Source organism: Tardiphaga sp. (assembly GCF_028290785.1).
GTDB lineage: Bacteria > Pseudomonadota > Alphaproteobacteria > Rhizobiales > Xanthobacteraceae > Tardiphaga.
On sequence record NZ_JAQGJD010000375.1, the window covers coordinates 1 to 17,581 of the forward strand.

Here is a 17,581-nt window from a genome sequence, read left to right on the forward strand (position 1 = left end):
TGCGCCTTCTGCTGCACGAAGCGAGAAGCCTGCTCCTTGACCTCGTCGAAGGCGGGGAAGGTCTTGATTCGGGTGTCCTCGACCTTGATGATGTGCCAGCCGAACTGCGACTTCACGGGATCCGAGATCTTGCCGGGCTCCAGCGTGAACGCCACGGCGGAGAATTCCGGCACCATCTGGTCCTTGGTGAAGAAGCCGAGATCGCCGCCATCGGCCGCGCCCGGATCCTTCGACTTCTTCTTCGCCAATTCGGCGAAGTCGGCGCCCTTCTTCAGCTCGTCCTCGACCGTCTTGGCCTCGGCCTCGGTCTCCACCAGGATGTGGCGGGCGTGCACTTCGGCTTCGCCGGTGATCTGCTTGGCGGCGTCGTCATAGACCTTCTTCATGGCCTCGTCGGTGGTCGCGGCCTTGCCTTCGCTGGCCAGCAGGCTGTCCATCAGCAGGCGGTTGCGGGCGAACGCCAGCTTGGTCTTGAATTCCTCGCGGTCGGCGACCTTCTTGTCCTCGGCGGCCTTGGCGACGATCTTCATGTCGATCAGGAACGACAGCACGTTGTCCTTCTTGGTCGCGGGATCCATCTGCGCCAGGCTGGGGCCGAGTTCTTCCTCGGCAATCGCGACGTCGCTCTGCCGGATCTCGGCGCCGTTGACCTTGGCCAGCACCGGATTGGCGTCCTGCGCGTAGACCGGGAAACTGGACAGCAGCGCCACGGCGAAGGCGCCGGTCACGGCCAGAAGGAGCCCCGGGCGCTGGCCCGGTTTCTTGGCGGGCATCGGGAAGGTCATGGAAAATCCTTGTCTCGGAAGGTGGCCTGTCGGGATCGGCGGGACACTCACTTAAATGACCCCACTTGGCAACGCGAAAACTCTGTCAAAATGATGAAATCCTTGACAGGTTCGCGGCCAAGCGCCGCCGTTGACAACCCTCTGCCCCAGCCATATCTCTCCGAAACCGGGCCGGTGGCGATGGCGCGATTTCGGCTGCGCCGTGACCATTGGAACGCTTTCGCCCAGGATGGCTTGAAGCTAGCTTGTGCTGAACCCTTGATACCGTCGTTCCCACTCATCATGGCCCGGTCCGATTTGGGACCCCTGCCTGATGCGTCCGGGGGGCTTATTGGCCCCGCTGACACCCTCCCGGCGCCAGCGCCGAACTGCAGAGACAGGATTTCGTTATGATCGGCGCGCTCGCCCGCAAGTTCTTCGGCTCCGCCAACGACCGCCGCATCAAGGCCTACAGCGCGCGCGTCGCCGCCATCAACGCGCTGGAACCCGAGATCGCCGCGCTGTCCGACGAGGCGTTGAAGGCCCGCACCGCCGAGTTCAAGGCGGAGATCGCTGCCGGCAAGAGCCTCGACGACCTGCTGGTTCCCGCCTTCGCCACCGTCCGCGAGGCCGCCAAGCGCACGCTCGGCCAGCGTCACTTCGACGTCCAGCTGATCGGCGGCATGGTGCTGCACGAGGGCGACATCGCCGAGATGAAGACCGGCGAAGGCAAGACCCTGGTCGCGACGCTGGCGGTGTACCTCAACGCCCTGGCCGGCAAGGGCGTCCATGTCGTCACGGTCAATGATTACCTCGCCAAGCGCGATAGCGGCTGGATGGGCCAGATCTACGGCTTCCTGGGCCTCACCACCGGCGTCATCGTGCACGGCCTCGACGACGGCGAGCGCCAGCAGGCCTATGCCTGCGATATCACCTACGGCACCAACAACGAATACGGCTTCGATTACCTCCGCGACAACATGAAGTACCGGCTGGAGGACATGGTCCAGCGGGGCCACTTCTACGCCATCGTCGATGAAGTCGACTCGATCCTGATCGACGAAGCCCGCACCCCGCTGATCATCTCCGGCCCGCTCGACGACCGCTCGGAATTCTACAACACCATCGACACCTTCCTGCCCAAGCTCGAGAAGAAGACCGACTACGAGGTCGACGAGAAGCAGCGTACGGTGACGTTGTCGGAAGCCGGCATGGAGAAGATCGAGACCCTGCTGCGCGACGCCGGCCAGCTCAAGGGCGAAAACCTGTACGACGTCGAGAACGTCTCCGTCGTGCATCACATCAATCAGGCGCTGCGCGCGCACTCGCTGTTCAACCGCGACAAGGACTACATTGTCCGCGACGACGAGGTGATCATCATCGACGAGTTCACCGGCCGCATGATGCAGGGCCGGCGCTATTCGGAAGGCCTGCACCAGGCGCTGGAAGCGAAAGAGCACGTCACCGTCCAGCCGGAAAACCAGACGCTGGCCTCGATCACCTTCCAGAATTACTTCCGGATGTACAAGAAGCTGGCCGGCATGACCGGCACGGCGCTGACCGAAGCCGACGAGTTGTTCGACATCTACAAGCTCGAAGTGGTGGAAGTGCCGACCAATGTCGGCATCGGCCGCATGGACGAGGACGACGAAGTCTACCGCACCCAGGACGAGAAGCACGCCGCCATCATGGCCGAGGTCGAGCGCGCCAATTCGCGCATGCAGCCGGTGCTGGTCGGCACCGCCTCGATCGAGAAGTCGGAAATGCTCGGCGAGTACCTGCTGAAGCACGGCTACAAGCAGATCGAATTCGACAAGCCGAAGGCGATGGACAAATTGTACGCCGCCGCCCGCGCCGGCAAGCCCGGCAAGCTGTTCGCGGTACTGAACGCGCGCTTCCACGAGCAGGAAGCCTACATCGTCGCCGAAGCCGGCGTGCCCGGCGCCATCACCATCGCCACCAACATGGCCGGCCGCGGCACCGACATCAAACTCGGCGGCTCCGTGGAAATGCGCACCGCGGTCGAGACCGCCGATATCACCGACGAGGCCGAGAAGGCCGCCAAAATCGAGGCGATCAAGGCCGAGATCGCGACCTTCCGCGAGATGGTGCTGAACGCCCAGGAGATCGCAGAGATCGAGCCCGCCAAGGGCTCCAAGCCGGCGAAGACCGTGACGCGGCCCGGCGGGCTCTACATCATCGGCTCCGAGCGCCATGAATCGCGCCGCATCGACAACCAGCTGCGCGGTCGCTCCGGCCGGCAGGGCGATCCAGGCCGCTCAAAATTCTTCCTGTCGCTGGAAGACGACCTGATGCGGATCTTCGGCTCCGACCGGCTCGATACGATGCTGACGCGGCTTGGCCTCAAGGAAGGCGAAGCCATTATCCATCCGTGGATCAACAAGGCGCTGGAAAAGGCGCAGCAGAAGGTCGAGGCGCGCAACTTCGACATCCGCAAGAATTTGCTGAAGTACGACGACGTGCAGAACGACCAGCGCAAGGTGATCTTCGAGCAGCGCGTCGATCTGATGCAGAACGACAGCGTCGCCGAGACCGTGGCTGACATGCGCCGCGCCTTCGTCGAGGACCTCGTCACCAAGCACATCCCGGAAAACCAGTATGCCGAGCAGTGGGACGTGGCCGGCCTCAAGGAAGAGCTGACCCGCGTGCTCGAACTCGACCTGCCGGTCGAGGCCTGGGCCAAGGAAGAAGGCATCGCCGACGAAGAACTGCTGAACCGCATCGAGCAGAAGGCCGACGAGCACATGGCCGCCAAGGTGGCGCAGTGGGGCCCCGACGTGATGCGCTACGTCGAGAAGACGATCCTGCTGCAGACGCTGGATCATCTGTGGCGCGAGCATCTGGTGATGCTGGATCACCTGCGCCAGGTGATCGGCCTGCGCGGCTACGGCCAGCGCGATCCCTTGCAGGAATACAAGGCGGAAGCGTTCAACCTGTTTGAGGCAATGATCGCCAATCTGCGCGAGGCCGTGACGGCGCAACTGATGCGCGTCGAGATCGTGCCGCCGGACGTCGCGCCCGAACTGCCTGTCATGGAAGCGCACAAGCTCGATCCGAACACCGGCGAGGACGAGATGGCCTATGCCAACTCGGCGCTCGCACTGGCGCCGTCGGGCGACGTTGCGATCGCGCGCGATCCTGACAAGCCCGACACCTGGGGCAAGGTCGGCCGCAACGAAGACTGCCCGTGCGGCTCCGGCAAGAAGTACAAGCACTGCCACGGCCGGTACGCGTAATCCGTAGGGTGGGCAACGGCGCACTTGCGCCGTGCCCACCGCCGCGCTTTCACTGATCTATATTTGAATGAATTGTTGAAGGTGGTGGGCACGCTTTGCTTTGCCCACCCTACGCTTTGGCGCGTCCGGGTGTAGCCCGGATGAAGCGCAGCGCAATCCGGGGCCGGCGGTCAAGCATAAACCGCGCGCAATCCATCTATCTTGGCGTCTGCAATATCCAATGAGCTTCGCTCCGGCGCTGTTCCCGGATTTCGCTGCGCTTCATCCGGGCTACGACGGCCTCTACCGAACCGCGGTAAACCTGGCGTCGAACGAGTTCGCGGGCACCACGGCCGCGGCGCCGGACAGCGAGCCGCCGGACGAGGCCGGCGCGTCCGACATGGTCGGCTTCAGCGGCGGACGGGCAGTGGCGAGCTTGGCGTCGGCCGGGGTCGGCGCCGGCTTCGCCGCGGGTGCTGCCGCTGGCTTGCTGGCGGTGACCGCCTTCGGCTTGGCCACCGGCATCGGCGCCGGGGTGGTGGCCGTGGTCTCGGACGAACCGCCGATGCCGACCTTCTTGGCCAGGTTGCTGAAGAAGCCACCCTCCGACGACGCCGAGGCGACGCGGGTGTTCGGCGTCACCGCCACCACCGGCTCTTCGGAGGCGGCCGCGAACAGCGAGGCCGAGCTCGGCGCGATGTTCGGCTTCGGCGGGTTGACGTGGGGCGGAATGGTGCCCGGCGCGCGCGCCAGGGCAGCGCTCTGCATGCCCGGCACGTCTGGCTCCGACAGGCCGGTGGAGCCTTCCGGGATCTTGGAGGCGAACACCTTGTTCATGCCGCCGTCGATGTCGGGGCGGCGCATCGCCACCGGGGTGCCCTTGGCGATCAGCTCATTGGTCTTGGCGTCGTCCTGGCGCTGCTTCTCCGCGACCGCGTCGGCAATCTCCTGCGGGATCGTATAGGCCGGGCACTTCGCCGCGGCGCTGAACGCCAGCGGCTTGGTCGAGCCGGCCGGCGCGGCCGGATCGAACACGTATTTCTGCTCGCAGAACTCGACCTTGGGCTCCTGCCGCGTCACTTCGAAATGATCGTAGCCCTGCTTGATCATCTTCCAGAACGGCATGTTCGGGTTGCTGCGGTGCTTGGCCATGTTGACCGGCGTCATCCGGAACGGAAACGCCGCGAACTGGAACGAGCGCTGGCCGCCGAAGAAGGATTCACGGCCCAGCGAATAGATCTCGGCGATCTGCTCGTCGGTCATCGCGTAGCAACCGCGCGACGAGCAATCGCCATGCACCATCAGTTCGGAGCCGGTGCGTCCCAGCGACTTGTCGAAGGCGTTGGGGAAACCGGTGTTGAACGACAGGTAGTAGGCCGACTTCGGATTCATCTGCGCCGGCGTGATCGCGTAGAAGCCTTCCGGCGCCTGGCGGTCGCCTTCCTTGACCTTGGGGCCGAGATCGCCGGACCAGCGGCAGATCGGATAGGTCTTGAGCAGCGCGAACTTGCCGGAGCGGGTCTGCTTCCAGACCTCGAGCTCGGCTTCCTGCTTGAACAGCCGCACCAGCATCGGCGACTGCAGGTCCATGTCCTTTTCCGCCATCTCGGCGACGAGCTTGGCGGGGACCGGCTGGTTGGCCTTGGCGTTGTTGGCGAGCGAGATCTCGTCGGTGTTGCATCCGGCCAGCGCAAGGCCCACGGCCAGCACAGCCGAGGTGACGAGCGCGCGAACAAGCGTGCGATTGATCAAAACGAAGCTCCGCAGCCGATGGGCAAATCCACACCCCAAAACAACCGTCCACGCCCAAAGCCGTGCACGCAGATTATCCCCAAGGTCCCCTGCCCGCAAGCCGAACAGGCCGCGCGCCGGGTTCCGGATACCCTTGGTCCGGTTCAGTTAAAACTTCGTGCCGGGGCCGAATTACGGCCGAAACCGCGATGGGGCGAAATAAAGGCGGGGAGGGTACCGACATGTTTAATGAATTGCTGCGGAGAGGGGGAGGCGGCAGAAGTGAAGGCCACCGTCCCCTCCGCTGTCGTCCCGGCGAAGGCCGGGACCCATAGCCTCCGACGTTTGTGGCGAAGAAGGCCGCTGCCTTCAGCGCGCAACACGGCGACAATGTGTATGGATCCCGGCTCAGCGCTCGCTCTGCTCGCTTGGCCGGGACGACAGCCTCACGAGCCGCGCACCACGGTCTTGAGATAATTATACGCCTTGATGATCTCGATCAGCCGGTCCTCGGTGGAGCGGTCGCCGCCATTGGCGTCGGGGTGGTGCTGCTTGACCAGTGCCTTGTAGGTCGACTTCACGCTTTCCAGCGTGGCGTCGGGGCCGAGGCCCATCACCTGCAGCGCCTTGCGTTCGGCATTGAATATCTTGCGCGTTTCGGCCTTCGGCGCTTCCGCCTTGGCGCCCGGACCGGGCCGCCAGCGGTTGCGGCCGTTGAGTTCCGAGAACATCGCGAACGGATCGGCGGCGCCTTCGAGGTCGGCCTCCGGGCTGGTGCCTTTTCCCTTGCTGCCGTTGGCGCCCATCTTCCAGGTCGGGCGATGGCCGGTCAGCGCGTCCTTCTGGTACTTCGCCACCGCGTCCAGCGTCATGCCGGAGAAGAAATTATACGACTGGTTGTATTCGCGGACGTGGTTCAGGCAGAAATGCCAGTATTCCTTGTCATTGGCGCGGCCCTTGGGGGCGCGGTGCGGACCCTTGTTCTTGCACTCCGGCCACTCGCACATCGCCGCTTCTTCGCGCGCGGCGGCCTGCTGCTTGGCGCTCAGCTTGTTGGGCTTGATGCGGATGGAGTCGAAGAATTTGGATGAATCGATGGCCATGGCTGACTATGACAACGCAATGCGAAAAGCTTCAAGTCTTGACATTCGCATTATGGATCTCCGCTGCGCCGCCTGGCGGCAATTGACGATGATGGGCCGAAAACGTTAAGCCGTTCCGCATGACCGTCAAAGACATCATTACAGAAAAGTTGCGCGAGGCCTTCGCGCCGGTAGGCCTCGACGTCTCCGATGAATCGCATCTGCATGAGGGCCACATGGGGCACCGCCCCGGCGGCGAGACGCACTTTAGAGTGAATATCGTGTCTGACGCCTTCGAAGGGAAGAGCCGGATCGAGCGTCATCGCATGATCAACACGCTGCTGGCCGCGGAACTCGCCGGCCCCGTGCACGCGCTGGCGCTGAAGCCGATGACCCCCGCGGAAGCCGGCTGATCTGAAGCCTCTTGCGTTTCCCGGACGCGGTGCGGCGCGAAGTGCCGCTCCGCAGATCCGGGATCCCGGTTGTCTTGCCCGAACCGGGACCCCGGCTCTGCGGCGCACCACGCCGCCCAAAAGGCGGCGCAGTGCACCGCGTCCGGGGAACCTATCTCACGAGCTGAGCAGTCTCCCCTAAAACGCCGTCCCGGCCCTTGGCCGCTTCCCGACCGGCTCCGGCTCCACTGGCACCGGGCCGATGCGCAGCGCGGTGATGCGGTTGCGTTCGCGGCGCAGGACGCGGAAGCGGAAGCCGTGGAAGGTGAAGCTCTGGCCGCGCTCGGGGATCGAGCGCGCCTCGTGGATCACGAGGCCCGCCACCGTGGTGGCCTCCTCGTCGGGCAAGTGCCAGTCCATGGCGCGGTTGAGGTCGCGGATCGGCACCGAGCCATCGACCACCACCGAGCCGTCGGGCTGGGCGCGGACGCCGGCTACCACCACGTCGTGCTCGTCGGAGATGTCGCCGACGATCTCCTCCAGCAGATCCTCCAGCGTCACCATGCCTTCGACTTCGCCGTATTCGTCCACCACCAGCGCGAAATGCGTCTTGCGACGACGGAACGCCTTCAACTGATCCGACAACGGCCGCATTTCCGGCACGAACCACGGCGGCAGCGCGATCGAGGCGACGTCGATCTTCGAGGTGTCGCCGTCGGCGGCGCGGATCGCGCGTAGCAGGTCCTTGGCGTGCAGCACGCCGATGATGTTTTCCGGCTTGTCGCGCCAGAGGGGAATGCGGGTGTATTCGGTGGCCAGCACCTCGCGCACCAGCTCTTCCGACGGCAGGTCGGCATTGAGCATCACCATCGCGGTGCGATGGACCATCACGTCCGAGACAGCGAGATCGCCGAACCGGAACACGTTCTGGATATACTCCGCCTCGCCGCTCTCCATCTTGCCGTGCTCGGCGGATTCGCCGACCAGCCCCTCGATCTCGCGGCTGGTGAGTATCTCGTGCTGCGAGGTTTCCTGCACACCGAGCAGCCGCAGCGTGCCGCGCGCCGCGTTGTTGAGCAGCCAGTTCAGCGGCCAGAACAGCAGATAGGAAAAGTACAGCGGATAGGCGATCCACTGCGATACCGGCTCCGGCTGGCGGATCGCCAGCGTCTTCGGCACCTGCTCGCCGATCACGATGTGCAGCGAGGAGAATACCAGAAAGCCGGTCAGGAACGAGGTGAAATGCAGCGCCTGCTCCGACATGCCGAGCGGATCCAGCAGCGGCTTCAGCAGCGCCGATACCGTGGGCTCGCCGACCCAGCCGAGCCCGAGCGAGGCCATGGTGATGCCGAGCTGGCAGCACGCCAGATAGGCCTCGACGTTGTTCATCATCTGCTGCAGCAGCCGCGCGCCAAAACGGTTCTGCTCGGCCATCGCCTTGACACGGAAGCCGCGGCTCGACACCAGCGCGAATTCGGCCGCGACATAAAACGCATTGGCCGCCAGCAGCAGGACGGCGATCAAGAGATTGGCGACGTTGGAAGTCATATGAGTCCAGTGCTTGCGACGACGCCATGTCGTGCATTATCGATGCTGCTCAGGCCGCGATGCAGCCTCATTCTTGTCCCGGACGCGGAGCGGCATCCTTTATGCCGCTCCGCAGAGCCGGGACCGTACCAAACGCCGTCGCCCGCGACGGTCCCGGCTCTGCAGCGCACTACGCCGCCAAGCGGCGGCGCATTGCACTGCGTCCGGGACAAGATTCCATTTAGCTATCCCGACAGTTTGTCCTGCAGAAAGTTCCGCACCATTGCCGGTTCGACATCGCCCGCAATCACCGCCTGCCCCACGGCCTCGAGCAGGATGAAGGTGAGCTTGCCGCGCTTGACCTTCTTGTCCTGTGCCATCAGCGCCATCAGCGCGTCGGCATCGGCCAGGCCTTCCTGAGCGAAGCCCGCGATGTCCTGCAGTCTGGTCGGCAGGCCCACTTCAGCAAGATGGTGCTGCACGCGCTGGGCATCGCTGTCGGCGAGCATGCCGAGCTGCGCCGAGAGCTGCGCCGCCAGCGTGATGCCGACCGCGACGCCCTCGCCATGGAACAGCCGGTCGGAGAAGCCGGTCGCGGCTTCCAGCGCGTGGCCGAAGGTGTGGCCGAGATTGAGCAGCGCGCGCTCGCCGTTCTCGCGCTCGTCGCGCGCGACGATCGCCGCCTTGGCGCGGCACGAGGTGGCGATGGCGTGTTCGCGCGCCGCCCCGCCGCGCACGATCTCGGCATGGTTGGCCTCCAGCCAGGCGAAGAACGCGGCATCGCCGAGCACGCCGTATTTCGCGACTTCGGCATAGCCGGAGCGGAACTGGCGCGGCGACAGCGTGTCGAGCACGGCGGTATCGGCGACCACCAGCACCGGCTGATGAAACGCGCCGAGCAGGTTTTTGCCTTTTGGCGAATTGATCCCGGTCTTGCCGCCGACGGAGGAATCCACCTGCGCCAGCAGCGAGGTCGGCACCTGCACGAAATCGACCCCGCGGCGCAGGATCGCCGCCGCAAAGCCGGCGAGATCACCGACCACGCCGCCGCCCAGCGCGATGACGAGATCGTTGCGCTCGATCTTCGCTGCGATCAGCGCCTCGGATACTTTCTCAAGCCCGGCATAGCTCTTCGATCCTTCGCCCTCCTCGACCACGAAATGCGAGGTCGGAATGCCGGCTTCCGCCAATGAGGCTTCCGTCGCGGCCAGCCAGTGTTTGGCGACGGTGCGATCGGTCACGATCGCGGTGCGCACGCCCGGGCGCAGCGCCGCGATGCGCGCGCCCAGCGACGGCAGCACGTCGCGGCCGATGACGATGTCATAGGTGCGCTCGCCGAGCGCGACCTCGACGGTGATCGGGGCGGAATGGTTCAGCGGCGCGGTCATAGAATCGGGCTCAAGGGATCGCCTGTCGGTTCGGAGATGGCAGAGGACGCGCGCGGCCGGAACAGGTGTTCGTGCAAGGCGACGATGGCCTCTTCGACGATCTTCTCATGCGGCACGTCGCGGGAATCGATGGTGATGTCGGTCTGCTCGTAGACCGGATGGCGGGCCTCGATCAGCTGCGCGATGATCGCGGCGGGATCTGCGGCCTTCAGCAGCGGCCGGTTCTCGCGGCGCTTGACCCGTCGCAGGATGACGTCGGCGTCGGCCTTCAGCCACATCGAAATCGCCTTGTCGCGAACGCGCTGGCGGGTGTCTTCGCGCATATAGGCGCCGCCGCCGGTGGCCAGCAGGATTGGCCCGCTTTCCAGCAGGCGTGCGATCACCCGGGCCTCGCCGTCGCGGAAATGCGGCTCGCCATGGACCTCGAAGATGTCCGGGATCGACATGCCGGCGGCGGCCTCGATCTCGTTGTCGGCATCGATGAACGGCAGCCGCAGCCGCGTCGCCATGCGGCGGCCGATGGTCGACTTGCCGGCGCCCATCATGCCCACCAGCACGACCGAGCGCTTGCCCAGGGCAGCGACGATCGCGGCCTCCTGGGATAGGCTGGCGTGGGCCGGCAAGACGGTCTCGGACATCAAAACACCTGCAAAATCAATCGGGCGGCCTTGTGTATACGAAGGATTGCCGTATTTCGGTCACGTATACTACCCCCACCGCGGACGTTGCCAGCGACTCGTGCAAACTGTATCGGAGGCGGGTGGCCGTCCCGGCGGGGCGGTTCCGCGCGCCGCGCTCCTTTTTCCGCCCGACCATCCGATCAGAGACCGCGTCATGCCCAGCCTGTTCCGCTTTCTGACGGTCGTCGCGGTAATTGCGGGGGTGGTCTATGGCGCGATCTTCGCGCTGGCCAATTTCGTCAACCCGAAGCCGCGGGAAATGACCGTGACCATCCAGCCGGACAAATTTCTCAAGAAATAGCGGCTAGATTGCCCGCATGAGCATCAGCAAGACCTCCGACGCCAAATTCGCCAACCTGTTTCTGGACATGCTCGCGGCCGAACAGGGCGCCGGCGAGAATACGCTGGATGCCTATCGCCGCGACCTCGCGGACTTCAGCGAGTTTGCCGGCCGCGTCAGTTCCAGCTTCGCATCCGCCGACACCCAGTTGCTGCGCGATTACCTGGAGGACCTCGACGGTCGCGGCTTCAAGTCGACCACCGTGGCGCGGCGGCTGTCGGCGCTGCGGCATCTGTTCCGGTTCCTGCTCAGCGAGGGGCTGCGCACCGACGACCCCGCCGCGATCCTGTCCGGCCCGAAGCGCGGCCGCAGCCTGCCAAAAGTGCTGTCGATCGCGGATGTCGACCGCATGCTGGTGCAGGCCAAGTCGCTGGCCGAGAACGTGGCCACGCCGGTCCAGCAGCGGCTGCGCGACGCCCGGCTGTATTGCCTGCTGGAGGTGCTCTACGCCACCGGCCTGCGGGTCTCCGAGCTGGTGTCGCTGCCGCTGACCGCGGCGCGGCGCGACGCCCGCATGATCGTGGTGCGCGGCAAGGGCAACAAGGAGCGGCTGGTACCGCTCAACGAAACCGCCAAGCAGGCGATGGCGGATTATCTGGCCGCGATGGCCGAACTGCAGGCGGAACAGCCAAGGAAGACCGCGGCGTCGAAATGGCTGTTTCCGTCGTTCGGCGAGAGCGGCCACCTGACGCGGCAGCATTTTGCCCGCGACCTGAAGGAGCTCGCGGCGGCGTCGGGCATCCAGCCTTCGCTGGTCAGCCCGCACGTGCTGCGCCACGCCTTTGCCAGCCACCTGCTGCACAACGGCGCCGACCTGCGCATTGTGCAGACGCTGCTCGGGCATACCGATATTTCGACGACGCAGATCTACACCCATGTGGTGGAAGAGCGCCTGAAGAGCCTGGTCCGCGACCTGCACCCGCTGGCGGAGAAATAGAACGCGGGGACGACTCGTGGAGGGAGCCGCGCGCGTCACCGCGCCTGCGGTTTCGGCTCCGGCAATTCCGCCTCGTCGTCGCGCTGCAGGCTCGACGGCACCAGCACCGGTTGCAGCGCTGGAATCAGGCGGGTGCGTTCGCGGTGCGCGGGGATGGCGCGGTAGACCTGCTTGGTGGCCTCGACGATATGCACGCCGGCGAACGGCAGCGCCATCGCAGCACCGACGCGCTCCCAGGCCATCGCCGAGCGCAGGAACCAGCCGACGCCGAACGGCGGCATGAACAGCGCTTCGCTCCACGCAGTCGGCGTGAACCAGGTCTGCCGCAGCAATTGCGTGATCTGCGAGCGCGAATACGGCCGGCCGTGGCCGAACGGCGTGTTGTCGGTGCGGGTCCAGACGCCACGCCGGTTCGGGATCACCGCCATCAGCCGCCCGGACGGCGCCAGCACCCGCCACATCTCGCGCAACAGCCCTTCGGGATCGTCGGACATTTCCAGCGCGTGGACCAGAATGATGCGGTCCACCGCGGCATCCGGCAGCGGCAGCGAGAATTCGTCCACCAAAGTAGCCAGCGCCGGCTTCGCGGTCGGCCATTTCAGCACGCCCTGTGCCGCCGGCATGAAGGCGATGCAGCGCTCGCTGTTCTCGCGGAACAGGCCGAGATAGGGCGTGGGATAACCCAGCCCGAGCACACGCTGGCCCTCGGCGTCGGGCCAGTGGGCGTGAATGCCGCGGTTGATCAGCCGCCGCGCCACAATACCGAGGCGGCGCGAATAGAAATCCCGGAGGTCGATCACGTCGAGGGTCATGAGTCGTTTTCTACCACGGCGGCGGTTTCCGGGATGCCCTGAATCTCGCATTGCCGGGGGAGCGTTAACGCCATATGTCAGGGCGACTGCTTCAGGATCCCGGAGATAACATGGCCGCCGAAATTCGCGTGTTCCCCTGCCTGTCCGACAATTTCGGCTATCTGATCCACGATCCGCAGAGCCGGACCACCGCCTCGATCGATGCCCCGGAAGCCGGCCCCATCATCAAGGTGCTGGAACGTGAAGGCTGGGTGCTGACCGACATCCTGGTGACCCATCACCACGCCGACCATGTCGGCGGCATTGCCGAGCTGAAGCACAAATACAATTGCCGCGTGGTGGCGCCGCACGACCAGACCTCGCCGATCCCGCTGGTCGATCTGCGCGTCGTCAACGGCGACGTGGTACGGATCGGCGACCTGCTGGCGCGGGTGCTGGAAACCCCGGGCCATACGCTCGATCACATCAGTTATGTATTCGACAACGAGAAGGCGCTGTTCGCTGCCGACACGCTGTTCTCGGTGGGCTGCGGCCGGGTGTTCGAGGGCAGCTATCCGATGATGTGGCAGTCGCTGCTGAAGCTGCGCGCGCTGCCGGACGATTTCCGGCTGTATTGCGGCCACGAATACACCGCCGCCAACGTCAAGTTCGCGCTCGGCATCGAGCCCAACAACCCCGACCTGCAGGCCTGGGCCGCGGAAGTCACGCGGCTGCGCGCGGCCAACAAGCCGACGATTCCGACGCTGCTCGGCGACGAGAAAAAGTACAACGTGTTTCTGCGCGCCGACGAGCCCTCGGTGGCCGCCGGCGTGCGGCTGAAGGGCGCCAGCGCCGACGACGTGTTCGCCGAATTGCGCGAGCGCAAGAACAAGAGCTGATGGCCGGGCCATTACCGAGCGCGGCGGAGATCATCGCGCAGCTCGATCTCCAGCCGCATCCCGAGGGCGGGCATTTTCGCGAAACCTTTCGCGATGCCCGGGTCGATGCCGAGGGGCGATCGCGATCCACGGCGATCTATTTCCTGCTGGCGCGCGGCGAGCGCTCGCACTGGCACCGCATCGATGCGGTCGAGGTCTGGCACTATTATGCGGGAAGCGCGCTGACGCTGCAGATCGCCGACGACGGCGGCCTACGCACGATCCGGCTGGGGCCGGACCTTGGTGCGGGCGAACAACCGCAGGCGATCGTGCCTGTCGATGCCTGGCAGGCGGCAGAGAGCACCGGCGACTGGACCCTGGTCGGCTGCACCGTGGCGCCAGGCTTCGATTTTGCGACATTCGAAATGGCGCCGAAGGGGTGGATGCCGGAGTAGCGCTGAAACGCACTTTCTTATCCCTCCCCCAAGCGCAGCGAAGCTGCGCGCAGTGGGGTCTGGCGGACGAAGTCGTCCGCCATGGGTGGTGCGTTTGAGAGCGAAGCGAACAAACGTGACGGGTGGGGGCGCCACACGGGACGTCGCGCTTGTGGCGCCCCCCACCCGACCGGCCTTTGGCCGGCCACCCTCCCCACCACGCGAAGCTTCGCTTTGGGGGGAGGGAAAAGAGCGCCGGCGTTTCGTTTCAGCTACGCGCCCTCCTCCCCACCATATCCTTCGCCGCGATCAATCCGCCGCCGGCGATCAGCACGGCGGCGAGGGCGATGTTGGCGCTCGGCTGCGCGTAGCCCGCCAGAATCAGAAACCCAGTCGACAGCAGCGGCACGGCATAGGACGCCGCCCCCAGTACGCGGATGTCGCCGCGTTTCATGCCGATGTCCCAGGTGGTGAACGCCACGCCGACCGGGCCGATGCCGAGCGCGATAATCGCCAGCCACGGCAGCACGCCCTGCGGCCATGCCGTGGTCTCGATCGCCCCATGCACGAGCGCCGCGAGCAGCGCCGTGACCGCGCAAAAACCGGTCACCGCCTCGGTCGGCACCGCCTTGAGCCGGCGGCTCATTACCGAGTAGCCGGTCCAGACGAAGGCCGCGGCCAGCGCGGCGGCGAAGCCCACGAGCTGCGATGGCGTCGCCGTTCCACCGAACTTGCCGGCCAGCAGCAGCACCGTGCCGGCAAAGCCGAGCATGGCGCCGACGATGTGATGCACTCGCAACCGCTCGCCGGGCAGCAGCGACGACAACAGCACGATCAACAGTGGCCACAGATAGTTCAGCAGCCCGGCTTCGGCCGGCGGCGCCAGCTGCAAGGCGGCGAAATACAGCGCGTGATAGAAGAACAATCCGCCGACGCCGACGAGCCACGCCGCCCACGGCTGCCGGAGCGCGCGCCACGCGGACGGCCGGACGATCAGGCTGGCCGCCGCGCCGATGGCGAACGTCATCGCCATCAGTTGAAACGGCGGCATCGCGGTCGCCACCGTCATCACGGATAACAGCGACCACATCACGATAGCGGTGAGACCGATCAGCGTCGCGGTGCGGGGAGTCATGCAGCGTTGTCTTTCTTCCTTCTCCCCTTGTGGGAGAAGGTGGCGCGGACGAAGTCCGCGTCGGATGAGGGGGTGTTTCGCGACGGAGCCTACGGCTACCCCTCACCCGGCCGCGCTCACGCGCGTCCACCCTCTCCCACAAGGGGAGAGGGAAGCAAGCAAGCGCCGCCCCTCACGCGTGATATTGCCCGCCGTTCACGGTCAGCGTCGAGCCGGTGATGAAGCCGGCTTCGTCGGCGGCGAGGAAGATCACGCTGCGGGCGATTTCCTCGGGTTCGCCGAGGCGGCCGACCGGGATCAGCGGCAGGATAGCCTTCTCCAGAACGTCCTTCGGCACCGCCTGCACCATCTCGGTGTTGATGTAGCCCGGGCAGATCACGTTGACGGTGATGCCGAGCTTGGCGTTCTCCAGCGCCAGAGCCTTGGTGAAGCCGATGTCGCCGGCCTTGGCGGCGGAGTAATTGACCTGGCCGAACTGGCCCTTTTGGCCGTTGATCGAGGAGATGTTGATGACGCGGCCGAATTTGCGCGCGCGCATACCGTCGATCACCGGCCGGGTCATGTTGAACAGCGAGCCGAGATTGGTGTTCACCACTGAAGTCCAGGCATCGGGCGTCATCTTGTGGAACGCGCCGTCCTTGGTGATTCCGGCATTGTTGATCAGCACGTCGATCGGGCCGAGATCGGCCTCGACCTTCTTGACCCCTTCGGCGCAGGCCTCGAACGAACTGACGTCCCATTTGTAGACGGGGATGCCGGTCTCGCCTTTGAATTTTTCAGCCGCCGCATCATTGCCCGCATAACACGCCGCTACTTTGTAGCCGGCGGTCTGCAAGGCCTTGCTGATCGCGGCGCCGATGCCCCTCGTTCCGCCCGTCACTAGCGCAACACGTCCCATGAATAATCCTCCCTCTTCTTCTTATAGCTTCGAATTAATCCGGACGTGCGACGAACATCAAGCAAAAATGCCCGGCGCGTGCGCGCCGGGCATTTGTTTAGCAGTGTGCAGTGCAATCGCGAGACGATGTTTTGCGCAATCGCCGCCCGATTAGTCGCGTGCGATGCACATCGCGATTCCCATGCCGCCGCCGATGCACAAAGTCGCGAGGCCCTTCTTGGAATCGCGCTTCTCCATCTCGTGCAGCAGCGTCACCAGCACGCGCGCGCCGGAGGCGCCCACGGGGTGACCGATCGCAATGGCGCCGCCATTGACGTTGACCTTGGCCGGATCCCAGCCGAGGTCCTTGTTGACGGCGCAGGCCTGCGCCGCGAAGGCTTCGTTGGCTTCGATCAGGTCGAGATCCTCGATCTTCCAGCCGGCCTTCTTCAGCGCGGCGCGCGACGCCGGGATCGGGCCGGTGCCCATGATCGAGGGATCGACGCCGGCCTGGCCCCACGACACGATGCGGCCGAGCACGGTCTTGCCTTCCTTGGCGGCCTGCTTGGCGGTCATCAGCACAACGGCGGCGGCGCCGTCATTGATGCCCGAGGCCGAGCCGGCGGTGACGGTGCCGTCCTTCAGGAAAGCCGGCTTCAGCTTGGCCATCGCCTCAATAGTGGCGCCGTGGCGCGGATACTCATCGCTGTCCACCACGGTGTCGCCCTTGCGGCCCTTGATGGTGACCGCAACGATCTCTTTCGTGAACTTGCCGCCCTTCTGCGCGGCTTCAGCCTTCTGCTGCGAGTGCACTGCAAACTCGTCCTGCTGCTGGCGCGTGATCTGGTACTTCTGCGCCACGTTCTCGGCGGTGTTGCCCATGTGATAGCCGTTGAAGGCGTCCCACAGCCCGTCCTTGATCATGGTGTCGATGAATTCCACCGGACCCATCTTCACGCCGCCGCGCAGATACTGCGCATGCGGCGCCATGCTCATGGATTCCTGGCCGCCGGCAACGACGATGTCGGAATCGCCGTTGAGCAGCGCCTGGTATCCAAGTGCCACGGTGCGCAGGCCGGAGCCGCACAGCATGTTGACGCCCCAGGCGGAGGTTTCCACCGGCAGGCCGGCGGCAATCGACGCCTGACGCGCGGGGTTCTGGCCCTGCGCTGCGGTGAGGATCTGCCCCATGATGACTTCGGAAACCCGGCCGGGCTCGATGCCGCCGCGTTCCAGCGCCGCCTTGATGGCGATGGCGCCGAGATCGTGCGCCGGAAGGGTGGCGAATGCGCCGTTGAAGCTACCGACCGGGGTGCGGGCGGCGCTGACGATGACGACATCGTCGGACATGGACATCTCCTGTTGTTGAGGTTTTTTCAACGGAAGCCG

Annotated in this window: 16 protein-coding genes; 6 read left to right on the top strand and 10 right to left on the bottom strand. The window is 65.3% G+C overall.

The window, feature by feature from the left end:
* The coding region (locus tag JWR89_RS23655) for a peptidylprolyl isomerase (RefSeq protein ID WP_299720624.1) at positions 1–785 on the bottom strand (785 nt) is incomplete at its 3' end.
* Positions 786–1,174: 389 nt separating this feature from the next.
* Here JWR89_RS23655 and secA point away from each other — a divergent pair.
* Positions 1,175–4,021: a preprotein translocase subunit SecA gene (gene secA / locus JWR89_RS23660; RefSeq protein WP_299720625.1), complete on the top strand. Its 2,847-nt coding sequence runs from the start codon at positions 1,175–1,177 to the stop codon at positions 4,019–4,021.
* A 282-nt stretch (positions 4,022–4,303) separates the two neighbouring features.
* Here the strand turns inward: secA and JWR89_RS23665 are convergent, their stop codons facing one another.
* Positions 4,304–5,752 (bottom strand): murein L,D-transpeptidase family protein, encoded by a 1,449-nt coding sequence (locus JWR89_RS23665; protein WP_299720626.1) that lies wholly within the window; start codon positions 5,750–5,752, stop codon positions 4,304–4,306.
* Between the two features lie 425 nt (positions 5,753–6,177).
* Positions 6,178–6,834, bottom strand: coding sequence for a DnaJ domain-containing protein (locus tag JWR89_RS23670; RefSeq protein ID WP_299720627.1), 657 nt, complete (start codon positions 6,832–6,834; stop codon positions 6,178–6,180).
* A 119-nt stretch (positions 6,835–6,953) separates the two neighbouring features.
* Here JWR89_RS23670 and JWR89_RS23675 point away from each other — a divergent pair, with 119 nt between their 5' ends.
* Positions 6,954–7,226, top strand: coding sequence for a BolA family protein (locus JWR89_RS23675; RefSeq protein ID WP_299720629.1), 273 nt, complete (start codon positions 6,954–6,956; stop codon positions 7,224–7,226).
* A gap of 177 nt (positions 7,227–7,403) precedes the next feature.
* Here JWR89_RS23675 and JWR89_RS23680 read toward each other — a convergent pair whose 3' ends face one another.
* From JWR89_RS23680 to JWR89_RS23690, 3 genes are all read right to left on the bottom strand, one after another.
* Entirely contained in the window at positions 7,404–8,753 is a 1,350-nt protein-coding gene (locus JWR89_RS23680; RefSeq protein ID WP_299720631.1) for a hemolysin family protein, read from the bottom strand.
* Positions 8,754–8,977: 224 nt separating this feature from the next.
* Positions 8,978–10,120 (bottom strand): 3-dehydroquinate synthase, encoded by a 1,143-nt coding sequence (aroB, locus tag JWR89_RS23685; protein WP_299720632.1) that lies wholly within the window; start codon positions 10,118–10,120, stop codon positions 8,978–8,980.
* Positions 10,117–10,758, bottom strand: a complete 642-nt coding sequence (locus JWR89_RS23690; protein WP_299720633.1) for a shikimate kinase — start codon at positions 10,756–10,758, stop codon at positions 10,117–10,119. Before JWR89_RS23690 ends, aroB begins: the two co-directional genes overlap by 4 nt.
* A gap of 196 nt (positions 10,759–10,954) precedes the next feature.
* Here JWR89_RS23690 and JWR89_RS23695 point away from each other — a divergent pair, with 196 nt between their 5' ends.
* Positions 10,955–11,101 (top strand): histidine kinase, encoded by a 147-nt coding sequence (locus JWR89_RS23695; protein WP_299720634.1) that lies wholly within the window; start codon positions 10,955–10,957, stop codon positions 11,099–11,101.
* Positions 11,102–11,117: 16 nt separating this feature from the next.
* On the top strand, positions 11,118–12,077 hold the full coding sequence (gene xerD, locus JWR89_RS23700; RefSeq protein ID WP_299720635.1) for a site-specific tyrosine recombinase XerD: 960 nt from the start codon (positions 11,118–11,120) through the stop codon (positions 12,075–12,077).
* Between the two features lie 35 nt (positions 12,078–12,112).
* Here xerD and JWR89_RS23705 read toward each other — a convergent pair whose 3' ends face one another.
* Positions 12,113–12,889, bottom strand: a complete 777-nt coding sequence (locus tag JWR89_RS23705) for a methyltransferase domain-containing protein (RefSeq protein ID WP_299720637.1) — start codon at positions 12,887–12,889, stop codon at positions 12,113–12,115.
* 110 nt (positions 12,890–12,999) lie between these two features.
* Between JWR89_RS23705 and gloB the strand changes: the two genes are divergently transcribed.
* Both gloB and JWR89_RS23715 read left to right on the top strand, forming a co-directional pair.
* Positions 13,000–13,767 (top strand): hydroxyacylglutathione hydrolase, encoded by a 768-nt coding sequence (gloB, locus tag JWR89_RS23710; RefSeq protein WP_299720638.1) that lies wholly within the window; start codon positions 13,000–13,002, stop codon positions 13,765–13,767.
* Positions 13,767–14,201: a cupin domain-containing protein gene (locus tag JWR89_RS23715; RefSeq protein ID WP_299720640.1), complete on the top strand. Its 435-nt coding sequence runs from the start codon at positions 13,767–13,769 to the stop codon at positions 14,199–14,201. Before gloB ends, JWR89_RS23715 begins: the two co-directional genes overlap by 1 nt.
* Before the next feature lie 247 nt (positions 14,202–14,448).
* Here JWR89_RS23715 and JWR89_RS23720 read toward each other — a convergent pair whose 3' ends face one another.
* The 3 genes from JWR89_RS23720 to JWR89_RS23730 all read right to left on the bottom strand — a co-directional run bounded on the left by JWR89_RS23720 (position 14,449) and on the right by JWR89_RS23730 (position 17,542).
* Complete coding sequence (locus JWR89_RS23720) at positions 14,449–15,315, bottom strand: EamA family transporter (RefSeq protein ID WP_299720642.1); 867 nt, start codon at positions 15,313–15,315, stop codon at positions 14,449–14,451.
* 172 nt (positions 15,316–15,487) lie between these two features.
* Positions 15,488–16,213 (bottom strand): acetoacetyl-CoA reductase, encoded by a 726-nt coding sequence (gene phbB, locus JWR89_RS23725; protein ID WP_299720643.1) that lies wholly within the window; start codon positions 16,211–16,213, stop codon positions 15,488–15,490.
* 150 nt (positions 16,214–16,363) lie between these two features.
* Positions 16,364–17,542 (bottom strand): acetyl-CoA C-acetyltransferase, encoded by a 1,179-nt coding sequence (locus JWR89_RS23730; protein ID WP_299720644.1) that lies wholly within the window; start codon positions 17,540–17,542, stop codon positions 16,364–16,366.
* Positions 17,543–17,581 lie beyond the last annotated feature (39 nt).

What these genes read in the sequence shown, in the direction of transcription:
- JWR89_RS23730 (WP_299720644.1), bottom strand. Translation starts at nt 17,542, where the DNA reads ATGTCCGACGATGTCGTCATCGTCAGCGCCGCCCGCACCCCGGTCGGT.
- xerD (WP_299720635.1), top strand. Translation starts at nt 11,118, where the DNA reads ATGAGCATCAGCAAGACCTCCGACGCCAAATTCGCCAACCTGTTTCTG.
- gloB (WP_299720638.1), top strand. Translation starts at nt 13,000, where the DNA reads ATGGCCGCCGAAATTCGCGTGTTCCCCTGCCTGTCCGACAATTTCGGC.
- aroB (WP_299720632.1), bottom strand. Translation starts at nt 10,120, where the DNA reads ATGACCGCGCCGCTGAACCATTCCGCCCCGATCACCGTCGAGGTCGCG.
- JWR89_RS23715 (WP_299720640.1), top strand. Translation starts at nt 13,767, where the DNA reads ATGGCCGGGCCATTACCGAGCGCGGCGGAGATCATCGCGCAGCTCGAT.
- JWR89_RS23675 (WP_299720629.1), top strand. Translation starts at nt 6,954, where the DNA reads ATGACCGTCAAAGACATCATTACAGAAAAGTTGCGCGAGGCCTTCGCG.
- JWR89_RS23695 (WP_299720634.1), top strand. Translation starts at nt 10,955, where the DNA reads ATGCCCAGCCTGTTCCGCTTTCTGACGGTCGTCGCGGTAATTGCGGGG.
- JWR89_RS23720 (WP_299720642.1), bottom strand. Translation starts at nt 15,315, where the DNA reads ATGACTCCCCGCACCGCGACGCTGATCGGTCTCACCGCTATCGTGATG.
- JWR89_RS23690 (WP_299720633.1), bottom strand. Translation starts at nt 10,758, where the DNA reads ATGTCCGAGACCGTCTTGCCGGCCCACGCCAGCCTATCCCAGGAGGCC.
- secA (WP_299720625.1), top strand. Translation starts at nt 1,175, where the DNA reads ATGATCGGCGCGCTCGCCCGCAAGTTCTTCGGCTCCGCCAACGACCGC.
- phbB (WP_299720643.1), bottom strand. Translation starts at nt 16,213, where the DNA reads ATGGGACGTGTTGCGCTAGTGACGGGCGGAACGAGGGGCATCGGCGCC.
- JWR89_RS23670 (WP_299720627.1), bottom strand. Translation starts at nt 6,834, where the DNA reads ATGGCCATCGATTCATCCAAATTCTTCGACTCCATCCGCATCAAGCCC.
- JWR89_RS23705 (WP_299720637.1), bottom strand. Translation starts at nt 12,889, where the DNA reads ATGACCCTCGACGTGATCGACCTCCGGGATTTCTATTCGCGCCGCCTC.
- JWR89_RS23680 (WP_299720631.1), bottom strand. Translation starts at nt 8,753, where the DNA reads ATGACTTCCAACGTCGCCAATCTCTTGATCGCCGTCCTGCTGCTGGCG.